This is a genomic window from Citrobacter sp. ABFQG (assembly GCF_004322975.1).
GTDB lineage: Bacteria > Pseudomonadota > Gammaproteobacteria > Enterobacterales > Enterobacteriaceae > Citrobacter > Citrobacter freundii.
Genome location: NZ_CP036435.1, coordinates 3,337,977 through 3,355,554, shown reverse-complemented (window position 1 = coordinate 3,355,554; position 17,578 = coordinate 3,337,977). Strand labels below are relative to the sequence as shown.

The window sequence follows — 17,578 nt, the reverse complement described above, 5'->3', positions numbered from 1 at the left end:
AGCTCTATGAGCGAAAAGTTACAAAAAGTGCTGGCGCGCGCTGGCCACGGTTCTCGCCGTGAAATCGAATCTATTATTGCCGCGGGTCGCGTGAGCGTTGATGGCAAAATTGCCACGCTCGGCGATCGCGTTGAAGTCACTCCGGGTCTGAAAATCCGTATCGACGGTCATCTGATTTCGGTTAAAGAGTCTGCGGAACAAATCTGCCGTGTTCTGGCCTATTACAAGCCAGAAGGCGAACTGTGTACCCGTAACGACCCGGAAGGTCGTCCGACCGTGTTTGATCGTTTACCAAAACTGCGTGATGCGCGCTGGATTGCCGTAGGGCGTCTGGACGTGAATACCTGTGGTTTACTGCTGTTTACCACCGATGGTGAACTGGCTAACCGTCTGATGCACCCAAGCCGCGAAGTTGAGCGTGAATATGCGGTACGTGTGTTTGGTCAGGTTGATGATGCAAAACTGCGCGATCTGAGTCGTGGCGTGCAGCTGGAAGATGGTCCGGCGGCATTTAAAACGATCAAGTTCAGCGGTGGTGAAGGGATCAACCAGTGGTATAACGTCACGCTGACCGAAGGACGTAACCGTGAAGTCCGCCGCCTGTGGGAAGCTGTAGGTGTACAGGTAAGCCGTCTGATTCGTGTCCGTTATGGTGATATCCCGCTGCCGAAAGGCCTGCCGCGTGGTGGCTGGACAGAGCTTGATCTTGCTCAGACCAACTATCTGCGTGAACTGGTGGACCTGAAGCCGGAAACGACCTCTAAAGTGGCCGTCGAGAAAGATCGTCGTCGCATGAAGGCGAATCAGATCCGTCGTGCGGTGAAGCGCCACTCTCAGGTCGGCGGCAGCCGTCGTCCGGGTGGTCGCAGCAACAACGGTTAATCATGACCAGGCCTGATAAGCAAAGCGCCATCAGGCGTTAGCGTGGAGCCGGATGCGGCGCAAACGCCTTATCCGGCCTACACTCAATAATCGATCCCTGCTTGGGCTTTCACGCCCGCTTCAAACGCATGCTTGACCGGGCGCAGCTCGCTAACCGTGTCAGCTAACTCCAGAATATCGCGATGACATCCACGGCCGGTGATAATGACCGTTTGATGGGCTGGGCGCGCTTTCAGGGCATTGATGACCTCTTCAAGCGGCAGATAGTCGTATGCCACCATGTAGGTTAGCTCATCCAGTATCACCATATCCAGTTCATCGTCGGCCAGCATCCGCTTGCCGTGTTCCCACACGGCCATACAGGCTGCGGTGTCAAACTCGCGGTTCTGTGTTTCCCAGGTAAATCCTGTCGCCATAACCTGAAACTCTACGCCGTGGGGTTCAAGTAAGTTACGTTCTCCGTTTGGCCACGTACCTTTAATAAATTGTACGACGCCGACTTTTTTACCATGGCCCACCGCGCGCGTGGCGGTACCGAATGCGGCGGTGGTTTTACCCTTACCATTTCCGGTGAACACGATGATAATTCCGCGCTCATCTTTCGCTGCGGCAACGCGTGCGTCAACCCGATCTTTTACGCGCTGTTGACGTTGCTGATAGCGTTCTTCACTCATTGGGCAATTCCTGGTTTACGGCCCGGCTGGGCATCAAAAGTCATACCGGTTTTACGGCGGCTGTCATCGCCCATCAGCCACAGGTAGAGCGGCATAATATCGGCGGGAGTTTTCAATTTTTGCGGATCTTCAGTTGGGAATGCGCTGGCTCGCATGCCAGTTCGCGTCCCTCCAGGATTGATACAGTTTACGCGCAGATGACGGTTTTGATACTCATCAGCCAGAACCTGCATCATCCCTTCGGTCGCAAATTTTGAGGTGGCATATGCTCCCCAATTGGCGCGTCCCTGGCGACCGACACTGGAAGAGGTAAAGACCAGCGATCCGGCATCGGATTTGAGTAACAACGGCAGCAATGCCTGAGTCAGCATAAAAGTGGCATTTACATTTACCTGCATCACATCCTGCCAGACCTGCGGGTTTTGTTCACTCATTGGACAAATATCGCCGAGTAATCCGGCGTTATGCAGTACGCCATCCAGACGCGGGAAATGTGCAGCAATGCGCTGCGCAAGCTGGTGACATTCTTCAGAGGTACAGGTCAGTAGATCCAGTGTAAACCACTGTGGTTGTGTTCCGTTTTCATCGGCGATAGTGCGGGCAACCTGACGCAGTTTTTCTTCGTTACGCCCAAGCAGGATAACGGTCGCGCCATAGCGTGCATAGGTCTGCGCGGCCTCGCGTCCGATACCATCGCTGGCACCGGTGATAAGAATAATGCGGCCCTGTAGAAGGTCTTGTTTAGGTTGGTAATGCACGGCTACTCCTCGGCGACGTCCTGGATATCTCGTTCGCGATAACTTTTGGGCTTTATGCCTTAAACCCTGTACTTTTTCAATCAGCCAAAGGCAATAACACCGCAAAATGAACGCTTTGTCATGCTTTTTACTGATTCAGCACTGAATGTATGAAGCAAGACGAGGTGACACGCCTGTTGTACACTGAGCGGAAGTCGCGTTGTTTAACCAAGGTGGGTCTCGTGGAATTGTTGTCTGAATATGGGTTGTTTTTGGCAAAAATTGTCACTGTCGTGGTGGCTATTGCAGTGGTGGTGATGCTGATCGTAAACGCGACACAACGCAAACGTCAGCGTGGGGAATTGCGGGTTATTAACCTCAGCGATCAATATAAAGAGATGAAGGAAGACCTGTCGCTAGCCTTATTGGATGGGCATCAGCAAAAATTCTGGCATAAGGCGCAGAAAAAGAAACAAAAGCTGGAGGCGAAAGCGGCGAAGGCAAAAGCGAAACTGGGTGACAGTACGTCATCAGATAAACCTCGTGTATGGGTGCTTGATTTTAAAGGCAGTATGGATGCCCATGAGGTCAGCGCATTACGCGAAGAGGTGACGGCTGTGCTGGCGGTTGTTAAACCTCAGGATCAAGTGGTGGTTCGTCTGGAAAGTCCGGGTGGTGTGGTACATGGTTATGGCCTGGCTGCGTCCCAGTTACAACGTCTGCGCGATAAGCAGATCCCGCTGACCGTTACGGTAGATAAAGTCGCTGCGAGCGGCGGATATATGATGGCCTGCGTGGCGGATAAAATTGTCTCGGCGCCGTTTGCTATCGTCGGCTCAATTGGCGTGGTGGCGCAGATCCCGAACTTTAACCGCTTCCTGAAAGGGAAAGATATTGATATCGAACTGCACACTGCCGGACAGTATAAGCGTACGTTGACCTTACTCGGTGAAAACACGGAAGAAGGGCGGCAGAAATTCCGCGAAGATCTGAACGAAACGCATCATCTGTTTAAAGATTTTGTGCAGCGCATGCGTCCGACTCTGGACATTGAGCAGGTTGCCACCGGTGAACACTGGTTTGGTCAACAGGCGCTGGCAAATGGGCTGGTGGATGAGATCAATACCAGCGATGAGGTGATCCTCGGGCTGATGGAAGGTCGTGAAGTATTGAACGTTCGCTATCTGCAGCGTAAAAAGCTGATGGATCGTTTTACCGGTAGTGCGGCGGAGAGCGCCGATCGTTTGCTGATGCGCTGGTGGCAGCGGGGGCAGAAGCCACTGATGTAAAATTGTCATTGCCGGATAGCGATACTCATATATCTCCTATCCGGCCTACAAATATGCACCAATATAGGCTGGATAAGGCGATGCCGCCATCCGGCAAATTATTACTCGTGTTAATCGATCAAGTAATACTTTTCGGAAAGTACGTGCGCCAGGTGTTTAAACATATTAAACACCGCCGTACTTTTGGGCGTTGGTAGCCCTTGCTCGTCTAAAAAGTAATCTCCGCTGAAAACCAGCACGCCGTTTCGCTGCGTAACGCCGGTGGCGACAATCCCCGCCAGCGTGTCCTCATGCTCACGAATGATTTTGTTGGCTTCAATCAGCAGTGTTTCGCGATCGATGGGTTGAGTGTCTTTATGCATGATTTACTCCTTAAACAAGGACATTAGTCTACGCTGAGCCCGCCTTATGGGCAAATTTTCCCTGACATAAATGAAGGTTTTACGACAGTGTTACAACTGGCGAGATTTGTTTTTGCATGCTAATAAAGTTGCGTAACGCATTTTATCAGGTACAGTGTGACGCTTTCGTCAATCTGGCAACAGATTTGCTTGACATTCGACCAATACTTCGTCGTGCTAGAGCGTTTGTGAGAAAAAAAGCCTGTTAACTCAGTTACATGAGAGTTACATTACAAGCGCGAATCAGTTTAAAGGGTTGATATCCGCCGACGCAGAGACCATATCGATGTCTCGTCGCCAGTGGAAGGTGAATCAACGTGCGACGCATTCTGGAAGAATCAAATTAGGTAAAGGTGAATATGGGTAAAGCTCTTGTCATCGTTGAGTCCCCGGCAAAAGCCAAAACGATCAACAAGTATCTGGGTAATGACTACGTGGTGAAATCCAGCGTCGGTCATATCCGTGATTTGCCGACCAGTGGCTCAGCAACTAAAAAGAGCGCCGACTCAACCTCCACCAAAACGGCTAAAAAGCCCAAAAAGGATGAACGTGGCGCTCTCGTCAACCGTATGGGTGTTGACCCGTGGCACAACTGGGATGCGCGCTATGAAGTGCTGCCTGGTAAAGAGAAAGTTGTTTCTGAACTGAAGCAACTGGCTGAAAAAGCCGACCACATCTATCTCGCAACTGACCTTGACCGCGAAGGGGAAGCCATTGCATGGCACCTGCGGGAAGTCATCGGTGGCGACGACACCCGCTACAGCCGCGTGGTGTTTAATGAAATTACCAAAAATGCTATTCGCCAGGCGTTTGAAAAACCGGGCGAGTTGAACATCGATCGTGTTAATGCGCAACAGGCGCGCCGCTTTATGGACCGTGTTGTGGGCTATATGGTGTCGCCACTGCTGTGGAAAAAAATTGCACGCGGTCTGTCTGCCGGTCGCGTACAGTCTGTGGCTGTGCGTCTGGTGGTTGAGCGTGAACGCGAAATCAAAGCATTTGTTCCAGAAGAGTTCTGGGAAATTGATGCTAACACGACCACGCCGGGCGGCGACGCGTTGCCGCTTGAGGTGACGCATCAAAATGATAAGCCGTTCCGTCCCGTAAATCGGGAACAAACGCTTGCCGCTGTTAGCCTGTTGGAAAAAGCGCGCTATAGCGTATTGGAACGTGAAGATAAACCGACCAGCAGCAAGCCGGGCGCACCGTTCATTACCTCCACGCTACAGCAGGCTGCGAGCACGCGTCTCGGCTTCGGTGTGAAGAAAACCATGATGATGGCGCAGCGCTTGTATGAAGCGGGTTACATCACTTACATGCGTACTGACTCAACCAACCTGAGCCAGGATGCAGTGACCATGGTTCGCGATTACATCAGCGATAATTTTGGTAAAAAATATTTGCCGGAAAACGCGAATCAGTACGCCAGCAAAGAGAACTCGCAGGAAGCGCACGAAGCTATCCGTCCTTCCGATGTCGCCGTACAGGCGGAATCGCTGAAAGATATGGAAGCTGATGCGCAAAAACTGTATCAGCTGATCTGGCGCCAGTTTGTTGCCTGTCAGATGACCCCTGCTAAATATGATTCCACCACGCTCACCGTGGGTGCGGGTGATTTCCGCCTGAAGGCGCGCGGTCGTATTCTGCGCTTCGATGGCTGGACGAAAGTGATGCCAGCGTTGCGTAAAGGCGATGAAGATCGCATCTTACCGGCGGTGGACAAAGGCGATACGCTGACGCTTATCGAACTGATGCCAGCACAGCACTTTACTAAACCGCCTGCGCGCTTCAGTGAAGCTTCGCTGGTTAAAGAGCTTGAAAAGCGTGGCATTGGTCGTCCATCTACCTATGCGTCGATCATTTCTACGATTCAGGATCGTGGTTATGTTCGCGTAGAGAACCGTCGCTTTTACGCTGAAAAAATGGGTGAAATCGTCACCGATCGTCTGGAAGAAAACTTCCGCGAACTGATGAACTACGATTTTACCGCGCAGATGGAAGATAGCCTCGACCAGGTGGCGAATAAAGAAGCCGAATGGAAGGGCGTACTCGACAACTTCTTCACTGATTTTACTCAGCAACTGGATAAAGCCGAGAAAGATCCTGAAGAAGGCGGTATGCGTCCGAACCAGATGGTGCTGACCAGCATTGATTGCCCGACATGCGGACGCAAAATGGGTATTCGTACCGCCAGTACCGGCGTTTTCCTTGGTTGCTCCGGCTACGCACTTTCCCCGAAAGAGCGTTGCAAAACCACCATTAACCTGGTGCCGGAAAACGAAGTATTGAACGTGCTGGAAGGCGACGACGCGGAAACGAACGCATTGCGCGCCAAACGCCGCTGCCAGAAGTGCGGTACGGCAATGGACAGTTATCTTATCGATCCTAAGCGTAAATTGCATGTGTGTGGTAATAACCCAACCTGCGACGGCTACGAGATCGAAGAGGGCGAGTTCCGTATCAAGGGTTATGACGGTCCTATCGTCGAGTGCGAAAAATGTGGTTCTGAAATGCACCTGAAAATGGGACGTTTCGGCAAGTACATGGCGTGTACTAACGACGAGTGCAAAAACACCCGTAAGATCCTGCGTAACGGTGAAGTCGCTCCGCCGAAAGAAGACCCAGTTCCGTTGCCGGAACTGCCGTGTGAAAAATCTGACGCGTATTTCGTGTTACGTGATGGTGCTGCAGGTATCTTCCTGGCGGCCAATACGTTCCCGAAATCACGTGAGACTCGTGCGCCGTTGGTGGAAGAGTTGTACCGCTTCCGCGATCGCCTGCCGGAAAAACTGCGTTATCTGGCAGATGCGCCGCAAACTGATCCGGATGGTAACAAGTCCATGGTTCGTTTCAGCCGTAAAACCAAGCAGCAATACGTTGCCGCTGAGAAAGACGGTAAGGCGACTGGCTGGTCCGCGTTCTTTGTTGACGGCAAATGGGTAGAAGGGAAGAAATAACAGCGTTTCGGCTGAATTTCTCCTCAAAGGGTCGCGTAAGCGGCCCTTTTTGTTTCTCGCATATTATTTTTTGTCATACCTATACAGCGTACATATAAATGATATAGTGGTTATAGTTAACAGAGTTTTTATTATTAAATCGTATTAGCAGCGCCCGCGAGCCTGCACTGAAACGATGATTTGATGGCGCGAATCGGGATGGCATAACATGAAATTACAGCAGCTTCGCTACATTGTTGAGGTGGTGAACCACAACCTTAATGTTTCCTCAACAGCGGAAGGGCTTTATACCTCGCAGCCCGGTATCAGTAAGCAAGTTCGTATGCTGGAAGATGAACTTGGCATCCAGATTTTCGCCCGTAGCGGTAAGCACCTGACGCAGGTTACGCCAGCGGGGCAAGAAGTTATTCGTATTGCGCGAGAAGTTCTGTCGAAGGTGGATGCCATTAAGTCCGTTGCTGGCGAACATACCTGGCCGGACAAAGGCTCGTTATATATCGCCACTACGCACACTCAGGCGCGTTACGCTTTACCGAACGTGATTAAAGGTTTTATTGAGCGCTATCCTCGCGTCTCATTGCATATGCACCAGGGATCGCCGACACAAATCGCCGAAGCCGTTTCGAAAGGAAATGCAGATTTTGCTATCGCGACGGAAGCTTTGCACCTGTATGACGACCTGGTGATGTTACCTTGCTACCACTGGAACCGCTCGATCGTCGTCACGCCGGATCATCCGTTGGCGGGAAAACCTTCGGTTTCTATTGAGGAACTGGCACAGTATCCGCTGGTGACCTACACGTTTGGTTTTACCGGACGCTCGGAGCTGGACACCGCGTTTAACCGCGCGGGTCTGGAGCCACGTATTGTCTTTACCGCGACCGATGCTGATGTCATTAAAACCTATGTCCGTCTGGGCCTTGGCGTGGGGGTGATTGCCAGTATGGCGGTTGATCCTGTTTCCGATCCTGACCTGGTACGCGTGGATGCTCACGATATCTTCAGCCATAGCACCACCAAAATTGGTTTTCGTCGCAGCACCTTCTTACGCAGTTACATGTATGATTTCATTCAACGTTTCGCGCCGCATCTGACGCGTGATGTGGTGGACACGGCGGTGGCGCTGCGTTCCAACGATGATATTGAAGCCATGTTTAAAGATATTAAATTGCCTGAGAAATAATAACGACTGTAACCTCGTCGGTATCCATAAGCATAAAGCGATACCGACGGGAAACACTGAATTAATTGATAATTTACCGTGGATAAATTAACCATATATAGCTTGTGGAAAAAGTTCTCTAAAGTAGTTTCAAATTAGTCAGCTTGCCAAAAATTCCTTTCAAATATTTATAACCGATCAAACAATCGATTTATTTATCAGGACGAGTCTGAAAATTAACTGGCTTTTTTTCGCCTTTTTTATTAGGATTTCTCCTATCTGATGATTAATTGTACCGATTGTTTGGTGCCTAAATGATAAGTGATTTCGATAGTATGAGGTTAGCGATGCCTTCAGGAAACCAGCCAGCACGCAGGGATCCGGTGATGAAACGTAAAGCCTGGTTCGCCGTATTTCTTGGTTCTGCGATATTCTGGATTATTATCGCACTCGTGGCCTGGAATGTGTGGGGGTAAGTATGTCCGCATCAGAGCAGCACTCTACCGAAACGCTATCGCCTCATGACCATGAACAAGAGAGCAAAACCGTCGCAGAGAAGGGACAGAAGGTACCCGAATCCTGGAACCTTTCTCCTGAACAACGGGCGTTTATTGATCTGTTAACTGATGATGATGAACAGAAACAATAATTCGTACGTATTTTATAATAATAACGATTACCTTGTGCCCTTGAATATCGAATCATTTATCCATGTAATCGTCATCAACAACCTAATCAACGTATTATCCATTGCTCTATTGCCTGCTGAATATCCATCCTATTAATCTACACGGCTAGACCTTCCTCCTTACCATCGACCTCAGTTCGCGCTTTTATATCGCCCGCTACTTTTATCATTTTGAGTTGTTATCAAAGCGTTACATTTTGTTTGTGTTATCTTTAATACTAACCCTGAGGAAAGTCAGGGGATCCAACCCTGTCATTTAAGGAGGAGCTATGTCGTCGACCCTACGAGAAGCCAGTAAGGACACATTGCAGGTTAAAGATAAAACCTACCGCTACTACAGTTTACCTCTGGCTGCTAAATCACTGGGTGATATCACCCGACTACCCAAATCGCTAAAAGTGTTGCTGGAAAACCTGCTTCGTTGGCAGGATGGTAATTCCGTTACCGAAGATGATATTCATGCTCTCGCGCATTGGCTGAAGACCGCCCATGCCGATCGTGAAATTGCCTATCGACCCGCTCGTGTTCTGATGCAGGATTTTACCGGCGTGCCGGCGGTGGTCGATCTTGCCGCCATGCGCGAAGCGGTGAAACGACTGGGGGGAGATACGGCAAAAGTGAATCCGCTTTCGCCAGTGGACCTTGTCATTGACCACTCGGTAACGGTGGACCGTTTTGGTGATGATGATGCTTTCGAAGAAAACGTTCGCCTGGAAATGGAACGTAACCATGAACGTTATGTGTTCCTGAAATGGGGACAGCAGGCATTTAGTCGCTTCAGCGTTGTACCGCCGGGAACGGGTATTTGCCACCAGGTAAACCTTGAATACCTTGGCAAAGCCGTCTGGAGCGAGTTACAGGACGGTGAGTGGGTGGCTTATCCCGATACGCTGGTCGGTACCGATTCCCATACGACAATGATTAATGGTCTCGGTGTGCTGGGATGGGGCGTTGGAGGCATTGAGGCTGAAGCAGCAATGCTGGGTCAACCGGTCTCTATGCTTATCCCGGATGTTGTGGGCTTTAAACTAGTGGGCAAACTGCGGGAAGGTATCACCGCTACCGACCTGGTTTTAACCGTTACCCAGATGCTGCGTAAGCACGGCGTGGTCGGTAAATTTGTTGAATTCTATGGTGATGGCCTCGACACCTTACCGCTGGCCGATCGGGCAACCATTGCGAACATGTCGCCGGAATACGGCGCAACCTGCGGTTTCTTCCCGATCGATGGCATCACTCTTGAATATATGCGTCTGAGTGGACGCAGTGAGGAGCAGGTTGAGTTGGTCAGCGCCTATGCCAAAGCGCAGGGAATGTGGCGTAATCCAGGGGATGAACCCGTATTTACCAGTTCACTGGAGCTGGATATGGGCAGTGTGGAAGCTAGCCTTGCCGGACCGAAGCGCCCGCAGGATCGGGTGGCACTGGCTGATGTTCCGAAAGCGTTTTCGGCGAGTAATGAACTCGAAGTAAATAGCTCGCTGAAAGACCGTCAGCCCGTGGACTACACCATGAGCGGCCAGCAGTATAAGCTGCCGGACGGTGCGGTGGTGATAGCAGCTATCACTTCCTGTACCAACACCTCCAACCCAAGCGTATTGATGGCGGCGGGACTGTTGGCGAAAAAAGCAGTGACACTTGGTCTGAAACGTCAGCCGTGGGTGAAAGCCTCGCTGGCGCCAGGATCGAAGGTGGTGTCTGATTATCTGGCGCAGGCTGGGTTCACGCCGTACCTTGATGAGCTGGGATTTAACCTTGTAGGTTATGGCTGTACCACCTGTATTGGTAACTCGGGTCCGTTACCCGATCCTATCGAGACAGCCATCAAAAAAGGCGATCTCACCGTTGGTGCTGTGCTTTCCGGCAACCGAAACTTTGAGGGGCGTATCCATCCGCTCGTGAAGACCAACTGGTTGGCGTCTCCGCCGCTGGTGGTGGCCTATGCGCTAGCAGGGAATATGAATATCAATCTGACGAAAGATCCGTTAGGCCATGACAGAAAGGGCGATCCCGTTTATCTGAAAGATATCTGGCCGACGGCTCAGGAAATTGCCCGTGCCGTGGAGCAGGTTTCTACCGCCATGTTCCATAAAGAATACGCTGAAGTCTTTGAAGGTACGCCAGAATGGAAAGCTATCCAGGTTGATCGGGCTGATACCTATGGTTGGCAGTCTGACTCAACTTATATCCGCTTGTCGCCGTTCTTCGATGGTATGCAGGCTACGCCGGATCCGGTCCAGGACATTCATGGTGCGCGTATCCTCGCAATGCTTGGGGATTCCGTCACCACCGACCATATTTCTCCTGCCGGCAGTATTAAGCCGGATAGCCCGGCAGGACGTTATCTGCAAAACCACGGCGTTGAGCGTAAAGATTTCAACTCCTATGGTTCACGCCGCGGGAATCATGAAGTGATGATGCGCGGTACCTTTGCCAATATTCGTATTCGTAATGAGATGGTACCCGGAGTGGAAGGTGGGATGACGCGTCATTTGCCGGGAACCGAGGTAGTGGCTATCTATGATGCGGCTATGCAATATCAACAGGAGAATATCCCCCTGGCGGTTATTGCCGGGAAAGAATATGGCTCTGGCTCCAGTCGCGACTGGGCGGCAAAAGGCCCGCGCTTGCTGGGGATTCGCGTGGTTATCGCTGAGTCCTTTGAGCGAATTCACCGTTCTAACCTGATTGGTATGGGGATTTTGCCGCTGGAATTTCCACAGGGCGTCACGCGCAAAACGCTGGGACTAACAGGTGAGGAAGCGATCGATATTACGGACCTGCAAAACATCAAGCCGGGCGCAACAGTGCCGGTGAATATGGTTCGCTCAGATGGACGTAAAGAGGTGATTTTATGCCGCTGCCGTATCGATACCGCGACGGAGCTAACTTACTACCAAAACGATGGTATTCTGCACTACGTGATTCGTAATATGTTGAATTAAAATGCATAAAGCCTGCGAGAGCAGGCTTTTTTATCGGTGGTAACAACCATTACTTGCCCAGCAAATGCCCCATCTTGGCGGCTTTGGTGTCCAGGTAATGTTCATTGTTCGGGTTACGACCCACAATCAGCGGCACGCGTTCAACAATATTGATTCCCGCTTCGGTCAGAATTTCCACTTTTTTCGGGTTATTGGTCAGCAAACGAACTTCGTCCACGCCCAGCAGCTTGAACATATCCGCACACAGCGTGAAATCACGCTCATCTGCCGCAAAGCCCAACTGATGGTTAGCCTCAACGGTATCATAACCCTGGTCCTGCAACGCGTAGGCACGGATTTTATTGAGCAGGCCGATATTGCGTCCTTCCTGACGATGATAAAGCAGGATACCGCGCCCTTCTTCAGCAATGTGGGTGAGAGCCGCTTCGAGCTGGAAGCCGCAATCGCAACGCAGGCTAAACAATGCATCGCCAGTCAGACATTCGGAGTGGACACGCGCCAGAACAGGCGTTTGACCTGTGATATCGCCAAAAACCAGTGCGACGTGATCGTGTCCGGTTGCCAGTTCTTCAAATCCCACCATCAGGAAATCACCCCAGGGGGTTGGCAGTTTGGCTTCTGCCACACGTTTAAGCTGCATGTAATTCTCCAGATTATGCTGGCACTGTCGTGCCGTCGCCTGTTGGCTTCTTGTTCTGTATTGCACTATTTTGCCATAAGGCAACGATGTTCACCTAATCGCGACAACGGATTCGCCTTTGGAATGGCACAAAAATGTCAATTTTCCCGGCATGCACTTTTTTCAGTTATGATTGTGAGACTTATAGACGAAAGGAGAGGCAATGCTGTCAATTGCAAAGCGCACTGCGGTCGGGGCCGGGCTGCTACTTATTATGCCGGTTGCTGTATGGGTATCGGGCTGGAGCTGGCAGCCGGGACACAACGTTTGGTGGCTAAAATCTCTGTACTGGGTAACGGAAACGGTGACGCAGCCGTGGGGGATTATCACTCACGTTGTGCTCTGCGCATGGTTTCTGTGGTGTCTGCGTTTTCGTCTGAAAGCTGCGGTAATGCTGTTTGCGATCCTGGCCGTGGCAATTTTAGTCGGTCAGGGTGTGAAGTCCTGGGTTAAAGACAGGGTGCAGGAACCTCGGCCCTTTGTCGTATGGCTGGAAAAAACGCACCATATCCCGGTTGATGAGTTCTACACTTTAAAACGTAAAGATCGTGGCAACTTAGTTAAAGAGCAATTGGCCGAACAACAGGATATTCCGACGTTTCTACGTAAGCACTGGCAAAAAGAAACGGGTTTTGCCTTTCCGTCAGGACATACAATGTTTGCTGCCAGTTGGGCTTTACTGGCAGTAGGGCTGTTATGGCCACGCCGACGTACGCTGACGATTGTGTTTTTGCTTATCTGGGCGACAGGTGTTATAGGTAGCCGCTTGCTGTTGGGCATGCACTGGCCGCGTGATTTGGTCGTTGCAACGCTGATTTCATGGCTGCTGGTAACGCTGGCGACCTGGCTCGCGCAGCGAGTATGCGGGCCACTTACGCCGCCTGTGCAGGAGGCAAAAGAAATCGCGCAACGCGAGCAAGAAAGCTAGCTATGATTGATTTTTCAAATTTTGCCCTTAAATCAGAAAGCGGAAAGCGCTTTTCCATTTCGCACTCGTTGTGAAAATGGTAATTTAAAGGGCTCAACGCGGTAAGTTGTACACGATTTATTCGCTTAAACCACATAACGGGAAGTAATGTGAAATATTTACTCATTTTCTTACTGGTGTTGGCGATTTTTGTTATTTCGGTGACATTAGGTGCGCAAAACGATCAACAGGTTACGTTTAATTACCTGCTGGCTCAGGGTGAGTATCGTATCTCTACGCTGCTTGCTGTATTGTTTGCCGCAGGTTTTGCGATTGGTTGGTTAATTTGCGGCCTTTTCTGGCTGAAGGTTCGTGTGTCTCTTGCGCGCGCCGAACGTAAAATCAAACGACTGGAAAACCAGCTTACGCCTGCGACCGACGTTGCGGTTTCTGCCGATTCGTCGGTTGTGAAGGAATAATTATTTATGTTGGAGTTGTTGTTTCTGCTTTTACCTGTAGCCGCTGCCTATGGGTGGTATATGGGTCGCAGAAGTGCGCAACAAACCAAGCAGGATGAAGCTAACCGTCTTTCCCGTGACTATGTCGCCGGGGTTAACTTCCTCCTGAGCAACCAACAAGACAAAGCGGTGGATCTGTTCCTTGATATGCTAAAAGAGGATACGGGCACCGTTGAGGCTCATCTCACTCTCGGAAACCTGTTTCGCTCGCGCGGTGAAGTCGATCGCGCAATCCGCATCCATCAAACGTTAATGGAAAGTGCTTCGCTGACCTACGAGCAGCGTTTGTTGGCCGTACAACAGTTGGGGCGCGATTACATGGCCGCAGGTCTGTACGACCGCGCGGAAGACATGTTCAATCAGCTTACCGATGAAACAGATTTTCGCGTCGGTGCATTACAGCAACTGCTGCAAATTTATCAGGCGACCAGCGATTGGCAGAAAGCCATTGATGTCGCAGAACGTCTGGTGAAGCTAGGCAAAGATAAACAGCGTATTGAGATAGCCCACTTCTACTGCGAACTGGCCTTACAGCAGATGGGCAGCGACGATATGGATCGCGCCATGGCGCTGTTGAAAAAAGGGGCTGCGGCAGACAAAAACAGTGCCCGGGTTTCTATCATGATGGGCCGTGTGTACATGGTGAAAGGCGAGTACGCGAAGGCCGTTGAAAGTCTGCAACGCGTGATTTCTCAGGATAAAGAACTGGTCAGCGAAACGCTGGAAATGCTACAAAGCTGCTACCAGCATCTGGGGAAAACCGATGAGTGGGCAGAGTTTTTACGTCGGGCCGTTGAAGAGAATACTGGCGCCGCCGCCGAGCTGATGCTGGCCGATATTCTTGAAGCGCGTGAGGGGACTGATACCGCTCAGGTTTATATTACCCGCCAACTACAACGCCATCCTACGATGCGCGTTTTCCACAAATTAATGGATTACCATCTTAACGAAGCAGAAGAAGGGCGCGCGAAAGAGAGCCTGATGGTTCTGCGCGATATGGTCGGGGAGCAGGTGCGCAGCAAGCCGCGCTATCGTTGCCAGAAGTGCGGATTTACCGCATATACACTGTACTGGCACTGCCCATCTTGTCGCTCATGGTCAACCATTAAGCCTATTCGCGGACTTGATGGGTTGTAATTTTTAAAAAAATCTTACTTTAGTTACAACATACTAATGATGGGTAACAAAGCCATCCTCAGCCACCGTTGCCAAATTCGCCTGGCAGAAATGGAATCGCGCCTGTTAATTTTCTATTACCGCAGGTAGAATGCACGCCGTTTACCCATTTCGCGCTACTGTCGGCGCCCATCCTCAAGAAGGTCTGGTCATGACGTTTACTGCTTCATCTTCTTCTCGTGCTGTTACTGATTCTCCTGTCGTTGTCGCTCTCGATTATTCCAATCGTGATAAAGCATTAGCTTTTGTCGACAGAATTGATCCTCGTGATTGCCGTTTGAAAGTGGGCAAAGAGATGTTCACGCTTTTTGGACCTCAGTTGGTTCGCGATTTACAACAGCGTGGTTTTGACGTTTTTCTTGATTTGAAATTTCATGATATTCCCAACACTACCGCGCATGCCGTTGCGGCAGCGGCTGAGCTTGGCGTGTGGATGGTTAACGTTCATGCTTCTGGTGGGGCGCGTATGATGACCGCCGCACGTGAAGCCTTATTACCTTTTGGCAAGGACGCACCGCTGCTGATTGCGGTAACGGTTCTGACCAGTATGGAAGCCAGCGACCTCGCCGATCTCGGCGTGACGTTGTCACCTGCAGAGCATGCTGAAAGGCTGGCGCGCTTAACCCAACATTGTGGTTTGGATGGCGTTGTATGCTCCGCGCAGGAAGCGGTGCGATTCAAGCAGGCGTTTGGCCAGGCATTTAAATTGGTTACGCCGGGTATTCGTCCTGAAGGCAGCGAGGCGGGCGACCAGCGTCGCATTATGACGCCGGAACAAGCACAGTCAGCTGGTGTGGATTATATGGTTATTGGTCGTCCGGTCACGCAGTCGGCAGATCCGGCTCAGACGCTGAAGATGATTAATGCCTCACTGAAACGAGGTGCGTAAATGAACGACTCAAACTCTCGCCTGGTCTACTCAACCGACTCCGGGCGCATTGATGAACCAAAAGCTGCTCCTGTGCGCCCACAAGGCGATGGCATTGTTCGTATCCAGCGCCAGACCAGTGGCCGCAAAGGTAAGGGCGTGTGTTTGATTACCGGTATTGATCAAGACGATGCCGAACTGACCAAATTAGCTGCGGAACTGAAGAAAAAATGTGGTTGTGGCGGGGCAGTGAAGGATGGCGTGATTGAGATACAGGGTGATAAACGCGACCTGATTAAATCGCTGCTGGAAGCCAAAGGAATGAAAGTTAAACTGGCTGGCGGTTAATAAAAAAAGCCACGGAATATTTCCGTGGCTTTTTAATAATACAGACCTGAAAAAGTAAACGTATTATTATATCGAGCCGTTCAACCGTAGATTATTTACCCACCTGGTGGCCAATGATACCACCTACTGCAGCACCACCCAGCGTACCCAGCGTGCTACCGTCAGTCAGGACTGCACCACCTATTGCACCTGCACCAGCACCGATTGCAGTGTTACGATCGCGTTTGGACCAGTTAGAGCAGGCGCTCAGCGACATTGCCAGAGTAATCGCCAGAATGGCAGCGGTCATTTTTTTGCTCGTTACTAACATAATACTTTCTCCTGAATTATTGATTCACGGAATCCAGTGTTCTTTAAGAATAGCGCTAAATTTAGGCTAACGAAGATATTTCCGTGAAACCGTTTAGCGAAGGCATTACAAACACTATCCTGAAGTTGGAGGTTCGTTCCTGTTATATCGCTAACATTAATTTTACGACTTAATCCTGTTAACGACAGGTAAAAAGTCTTAATTGGACTGTCAGATAACTCTCAGAGAGGAGATGATTTGCCAACTGACAAATCATCTGCTGAAGATGTTACGCGTGGGCATCAATGATATTGACGGTTAATCCGGAATGCTCAAGCTGCATTTGTACGCTGGCGCTAAGCCTGGAGTCCGTGACTACGCGGCTGAATCGCTCTAATGGACCCAGCGTGTACGGGTGAATGGCTTCGAATTTTGAGCTGTCAGTAAGCACAATAACTTCTGCACCTTTTTCCAGCACCGCGTTAACCACATCAGAACGCATCATGTCGCGTCCGGTGAAGCCGGTGTCAGCCTGCCAGCCATCAATGCCGATAAAGGCCTTGCTGAAGTGTACCTGCTGGATAAACTGGCGAGTTAAGGGCCCAACCATACTTTCGCTTTTTTTCTGATAGATGCCGCCAAGGAGAATCACTTCGCAGGGGGTTTCTTTCAGCAGATGGGCTATATAGCTGCTGACGGTAATGATGGTGACATCTTTTTGCTCCGCGAGCGTTCTGGCTAAGAGCGCATTGCTGCTGCCGTTTTCAATGAATACGGACTCACCTGGGCTTACCAGCGATGCGGCGAATTCAGCCAGCTCACGCTTCAGCGTAAAATTAGTCATCATGCGCGTTTCCACATCATCGCTGTTCAATGAAACAGCAAAACCGTGCGCACGGCGTAAATAACTCTGTTTTTCCAGTGTGTTCAGATCCTGTCGAATCGTCACTTCTGAGACACCGGTGATTTTTGCCAGTTCGGCAACGCTCATCTGACCTTTATCAGTCACCATCTGCAAAATAGATTGTTGTCGGGAATTCATAATATTAATTTTATTG

Annotated in this window: 18 protein-coding genes; 12 read left to right on the top strand and 6 right to left on the bottom strand. The window is 50.5% G+C overall.

What is annotated here, in order from left to right; genetic code table 11:
- The first annotated feature begins 6 nt into the window (after positions 1-6).
- On the top strand, positions 7-882 hold the full coding sequence (rluB, locus tag WN16_RS16465; RefSeq protein WP_016150338.1) for a 23S rRNA pseudouridine(2605) synthase RluB: 876 nt from the start codon (positions 7-9) through the stop codon (positions 880-882).
- 83 nt (positions 883-965) lie between these two features.
- On the opposite strand, the gene cobO is transcribed toward rluB, so the two are convergent.
- Together cobO and WN16_RS16455 are read right to left on the bottom strand one after the other, a co-directional pair.
- Positions 966-1,556 (bottom strand): cob(I)yrinic acid a,c-diamide adenosyltransferase, encoded by a 591-nt coding sequence (gene cobO, locus WN16_RS16460; protein ID WP_044700157.1) that lies wholly within the window; start codon positions 1,554-1,556, stop codon positions 966-968.
- Entirely contained in the window at positions 1,553-2,314 is a 762-nt protein-coding gene (locus tag WN16_RS16455) for a YciK family oxidoreductase (protein ID WP_003843987.1), read from the bottom strand. Before WN16_RS16455 ends, cobO begins: the two co-directional genes overlap by 4 nt.
- Before the next feature lie 221 nt (positions 2,315-2,535).
- Between WN16_RS16455 and sohB the strand changes: the two genes are divergently transcribed.
- A complete protein-coding gene (sohB, locus tag WN16_RS16450) occupies positions 2,536-3,582 on the top strand; it encodes a protease SohB (RefSeq protein ID WP_003843986.1) in 1,047 nt (348 codons plus the stop codon).
- 110 nt (positions 3,583-3,692) lie between these two features.
- On the opposite strand, the gene WN16_RS16445 is transcribed toward sohB, so the two are convergent.
- Positions 3,693-3,944 carry a YciN family protein gene (locus WN16_RS16445; protein ID WP_044700155.1) on the bottom strand — a complete coding sequence of 84 codons (252 nt, stop codon included), beginning with the start codon at positions 3,942-3,944 and terminating at the stop codon, positions 3,693-3,695.
- 398 nt (positions 3,945-4,342) lie between these two features.
- Here WN16_RS16445 and topA point away from each other — a divergent pair, with 398 nt between their 5' ends.
- The 5 genes from topA (at position 4,343) to acnA (ending at position 11,735) form a co-directional block, all read left to right on the top strand.
- Positions 4,343-6,940 carry a type I DNA topoisomerase gene (gene topA / locus WN16_RS16440; protein ID WP_046155113.1) on the top strand — a complete coding sequence of 866 codons (2,598 nt, stop codon included), beginning with the start codon at positions 4,343-4,345 and terminating at the stop codon, positions 6,938-6,940.
- 208 nt (positions 6,941-7,148) lie between these two features.
- Positions 7,149-8,123 carry an HTH-type transcriptional regulator CysB gene (cysB, locus tag WN16_RS16435; protein ID WP_032935573.1) on the top strand — a complete coding sequence of 325 codons (975 nt, stop codon included), beginning with the start codon at positions 7,149-7,151 and terminating at the stop codon, positions 8,121-8,123.
- Positions 8,124-8,449: 326 nt separating this feature from the next.
- Positions 8,450-8,578: a YmiA family putative membrane protein gene (locus WN16_RS16430; RefSeq protein WP_071667655.1), complete on the top strand. Its 129-nt coding sequence runs from the start codon at positions 8,450-8,452 to the stop codon at positions 8,576-8,578.
- Between the two features lie 2 nt (positions 8,579-8,580).
- Positions 8,581-8,751 carry a hypothetical protein gene (locus WN16_RS24385; RefSeq protein WP_164846210.1) on the top strand — a complete coding sequence of 57 codons (171 nt, stop codon included), beginning with the start codon at positions 8,581-8,583 and terminating at the stop codon, positions 8,749-8,751.
- Positions 8,752-9,059: 308 nt separating this feature from the next.
- Positions 9,060-11,735 (top strand): aconitate hydratase AcnA, encoded by a 2,676-nt coding sequence (acnA, locus tag WN16_RS16425; protein WP_044700147.1) that lies wholly within the window; start codon positions 9,060-9,062, stop codon positions 11,733-11,735.
- A gap of 49 nt (positions 11,736-11,784) precedes the next feature.
- On the opposite strand, the gene ribA is transcribed toward acnA, so the two are convergent.
- Complete coding sequence (ribA, locus tag WN16_RS16420; protein ID WP_003020601.1) at positions 11,785-12,375, bottom strand: GTP cyclohydrolase II; 591 nt, start codon at positions 12,373-12,375, stop codon at positions 11,785-11,787.
- Positions 12,376-12,577: 202 nt separating this feature from the next.
- On the opposite strand from ribA, the gene pgpB reads away from it, so the two are divergent.
- The 5 genes from pgpB (at position 12,578) to yciH (ending at position 16,231) form a co-directional block, all read left to right on the top strand.
- Entirely contained in the window at positions 12,578-13,342 is a 765-nt protein-coding gene (pgpB, locus tag WN16_RS16415; protein WP_103790851.1) for a phosphatidylglycerophosphatase B, read from the top strand.
- A gap of 149 nt (positions 13,343-13,491) precedes the next feature.
- Positions 13,492-13,800 (top strand): LapA family protein, encoded by a 309-nt coding sequence (locus WN16_RS16410; RefSeq protein WP_003020595.1) that lies wholly within the window; start codon positions 13,492-13,494, stop codon positions 13,798-13,800.
- A gap of 6 nt (positions 13,801-13,806) precedes the next feature.
- On the top strand, positions 13,807-14,976 hold the full coding sequence (gene lapB, locus WN16_RS16405) for a lipopolysaccharide assembly protein LapB (RefSeq protein WP_003020592.1): 1,170 nt from the start codon (positions 13,807-13,809) through the stop codon (positions 14,974-14,976).
- A gap of 190 nt (positions 14,977-15,166) precedes the next feature.
- Positions 15,167-15,904, top strand: a complete 738-nt coding sequence (gene pyrF, locus WN16_RS16400; RefSeq protein ID WP_003840720.1) for an orotidine-5'-phosphate decarboxylase — start codon at positions 15,167-15,169, stop codon at positions 15,902-15,904.
- A complete protein-coding gene (gene yciH / locus WN16_RS16395) occupies positions 15,905-16,231 on the top strand; it encodes a stress response translation initiation inhibitor YciH (RefSeq protein ID WP_003843984.1) in 327 nt (108 codons plus the stop codon).
- Positions 16,232-16,322: 91 nt separating this feature from the next.
- Here yciH and osmB read toward each other — a convergent pair whose 3' ends face one another.
- Both osmB and WN16_RS16385 read right to left on the bottom strand, forming a co-directional pair.
- The gene (gene osmB, locus WN16_RS16390; protein WP_003020583.1) at positions 16,323-16,541 is read right to left on the bottom strand and encodes an osmotically-inducible lipoprotein OsmB; all 219 of its coding nucleotides are present in this window, start codon (positions 16,539-16,541) and stop codon (positions 16,323-16,325) included.
- Positions 16,542-16,809: 268 nt separating this feature from the next.
- Positions 16,810-17,562, bottom strand: coding sequence for a DNA-binding transcriptional regulator YciT (locus tag WN16_RS16385; RefSeq protein ID WP_003020580.1), 753 nt, complete (start codon positions 17,560-17,562; stop codon positions 16,810-16,812).
- Positions 17,563-17,578 lie beyond the last annotated feature (16 nt).

Bases quoted from the DNA above. Each gene is read 5' to 3' on its own strand.
- cobO (WP_044700157.1), bottom strand. From the start codon at position 1,556: ATGAGTGAAGAACGCTATCAGCAACGTCAACAGCGCGTAAAAGATCGG.
- ribA (WP_003020601.1), bottom strand. From the start codon at position 12,375: ATGCAGCTTAAACGTGTGGCAGAAGCCAAACTGCCAACCCCCTGGGGT.
- pgpB (WP_103790851.1), top strand. From the start codon at position 12,578: ATGCTGTCAATTGCAAAGCGCACTGCGGTCGGGGCCGGGCTGCTACTT.
- WN16_RS16385 (WP_003020580.1), bottom strand. From the start codon at position 17,562: ATGAATTCCCGACAACAATCTATTTTGCAGATGGTGACTGATAAAGGT.
- acnA (WP_044700147.1), top strand. From the start codon at position 9,060: ATGTCGTCGACCCTACGAGAAGCCAGTAAGGACACATTGCAGGTTAAA.
- lapB (WP_003020592.1), top strand. From the start codon at position 13,807: ATGTTGGAGTTGTTGTTTCTGCTTTTACCTGTAGCCGCTGCCTATGGG.
- WN16_RS16445 (WP_044700155.1), bottom strand. From the start codon at position 3,944: ATGCATAAAGACACTCAACCCATCGATCGCGAAACACTGCTGATTGAA.
- WN16_RS24385 (WP_164846210.1), top strand. From the start codon at position 8,581: ATGTCCGCATCAGAGCAGCACTCTACCGAAACGCTATCGCCTCATGAC.
- rluB (WP_016150338.1), top strand. From the start codon at position 7: ATGAGCGAAAAGTTACAAAAAGTGCTGGCGCGCGCTGGCCACGGTTCT.
- WN16_RS16430 (WP_071667655.1), top strand. From the start codon at position 8,450: ATGCCTTCAGGAAACCAGCCAGCACGCAGGGATCCGGTGATGAAACGT.
- pyrF (WP_003840720.1), top strand. From the start codon at position 15,167: ATGACGTTTACTGCTTCATCTTCTTCTCGTGCTGTTACTGATTCTCCT.
- topA (WP_046155113.1), top strand. From the start codon at position 4,343: ATGGGTAAAGCTCTTGTCATCGTTGAGTCCCCGGCAAAAGCCAAAACG.
- yciH (WP_003843984.1), top strand. From the start codon at position 15,905: ATGAACGACTCAAACTCTCGCCTGGTCTACTCAACCGACTCCGGGCGC.
- osmB (WP_003020583.1), bottom strand. From the start codon at position 16,541: ATGTTAGTAACGAGCAAAAAAATGACCGCTGCCATTCTGGCGATTACT.
- cysB (WP_032935573.1), top strand. From the start codon at position 7,149: ATGAAATTACAGCAGCTTCGCTACATTGTTGAGGTGGTGAACCACAAC.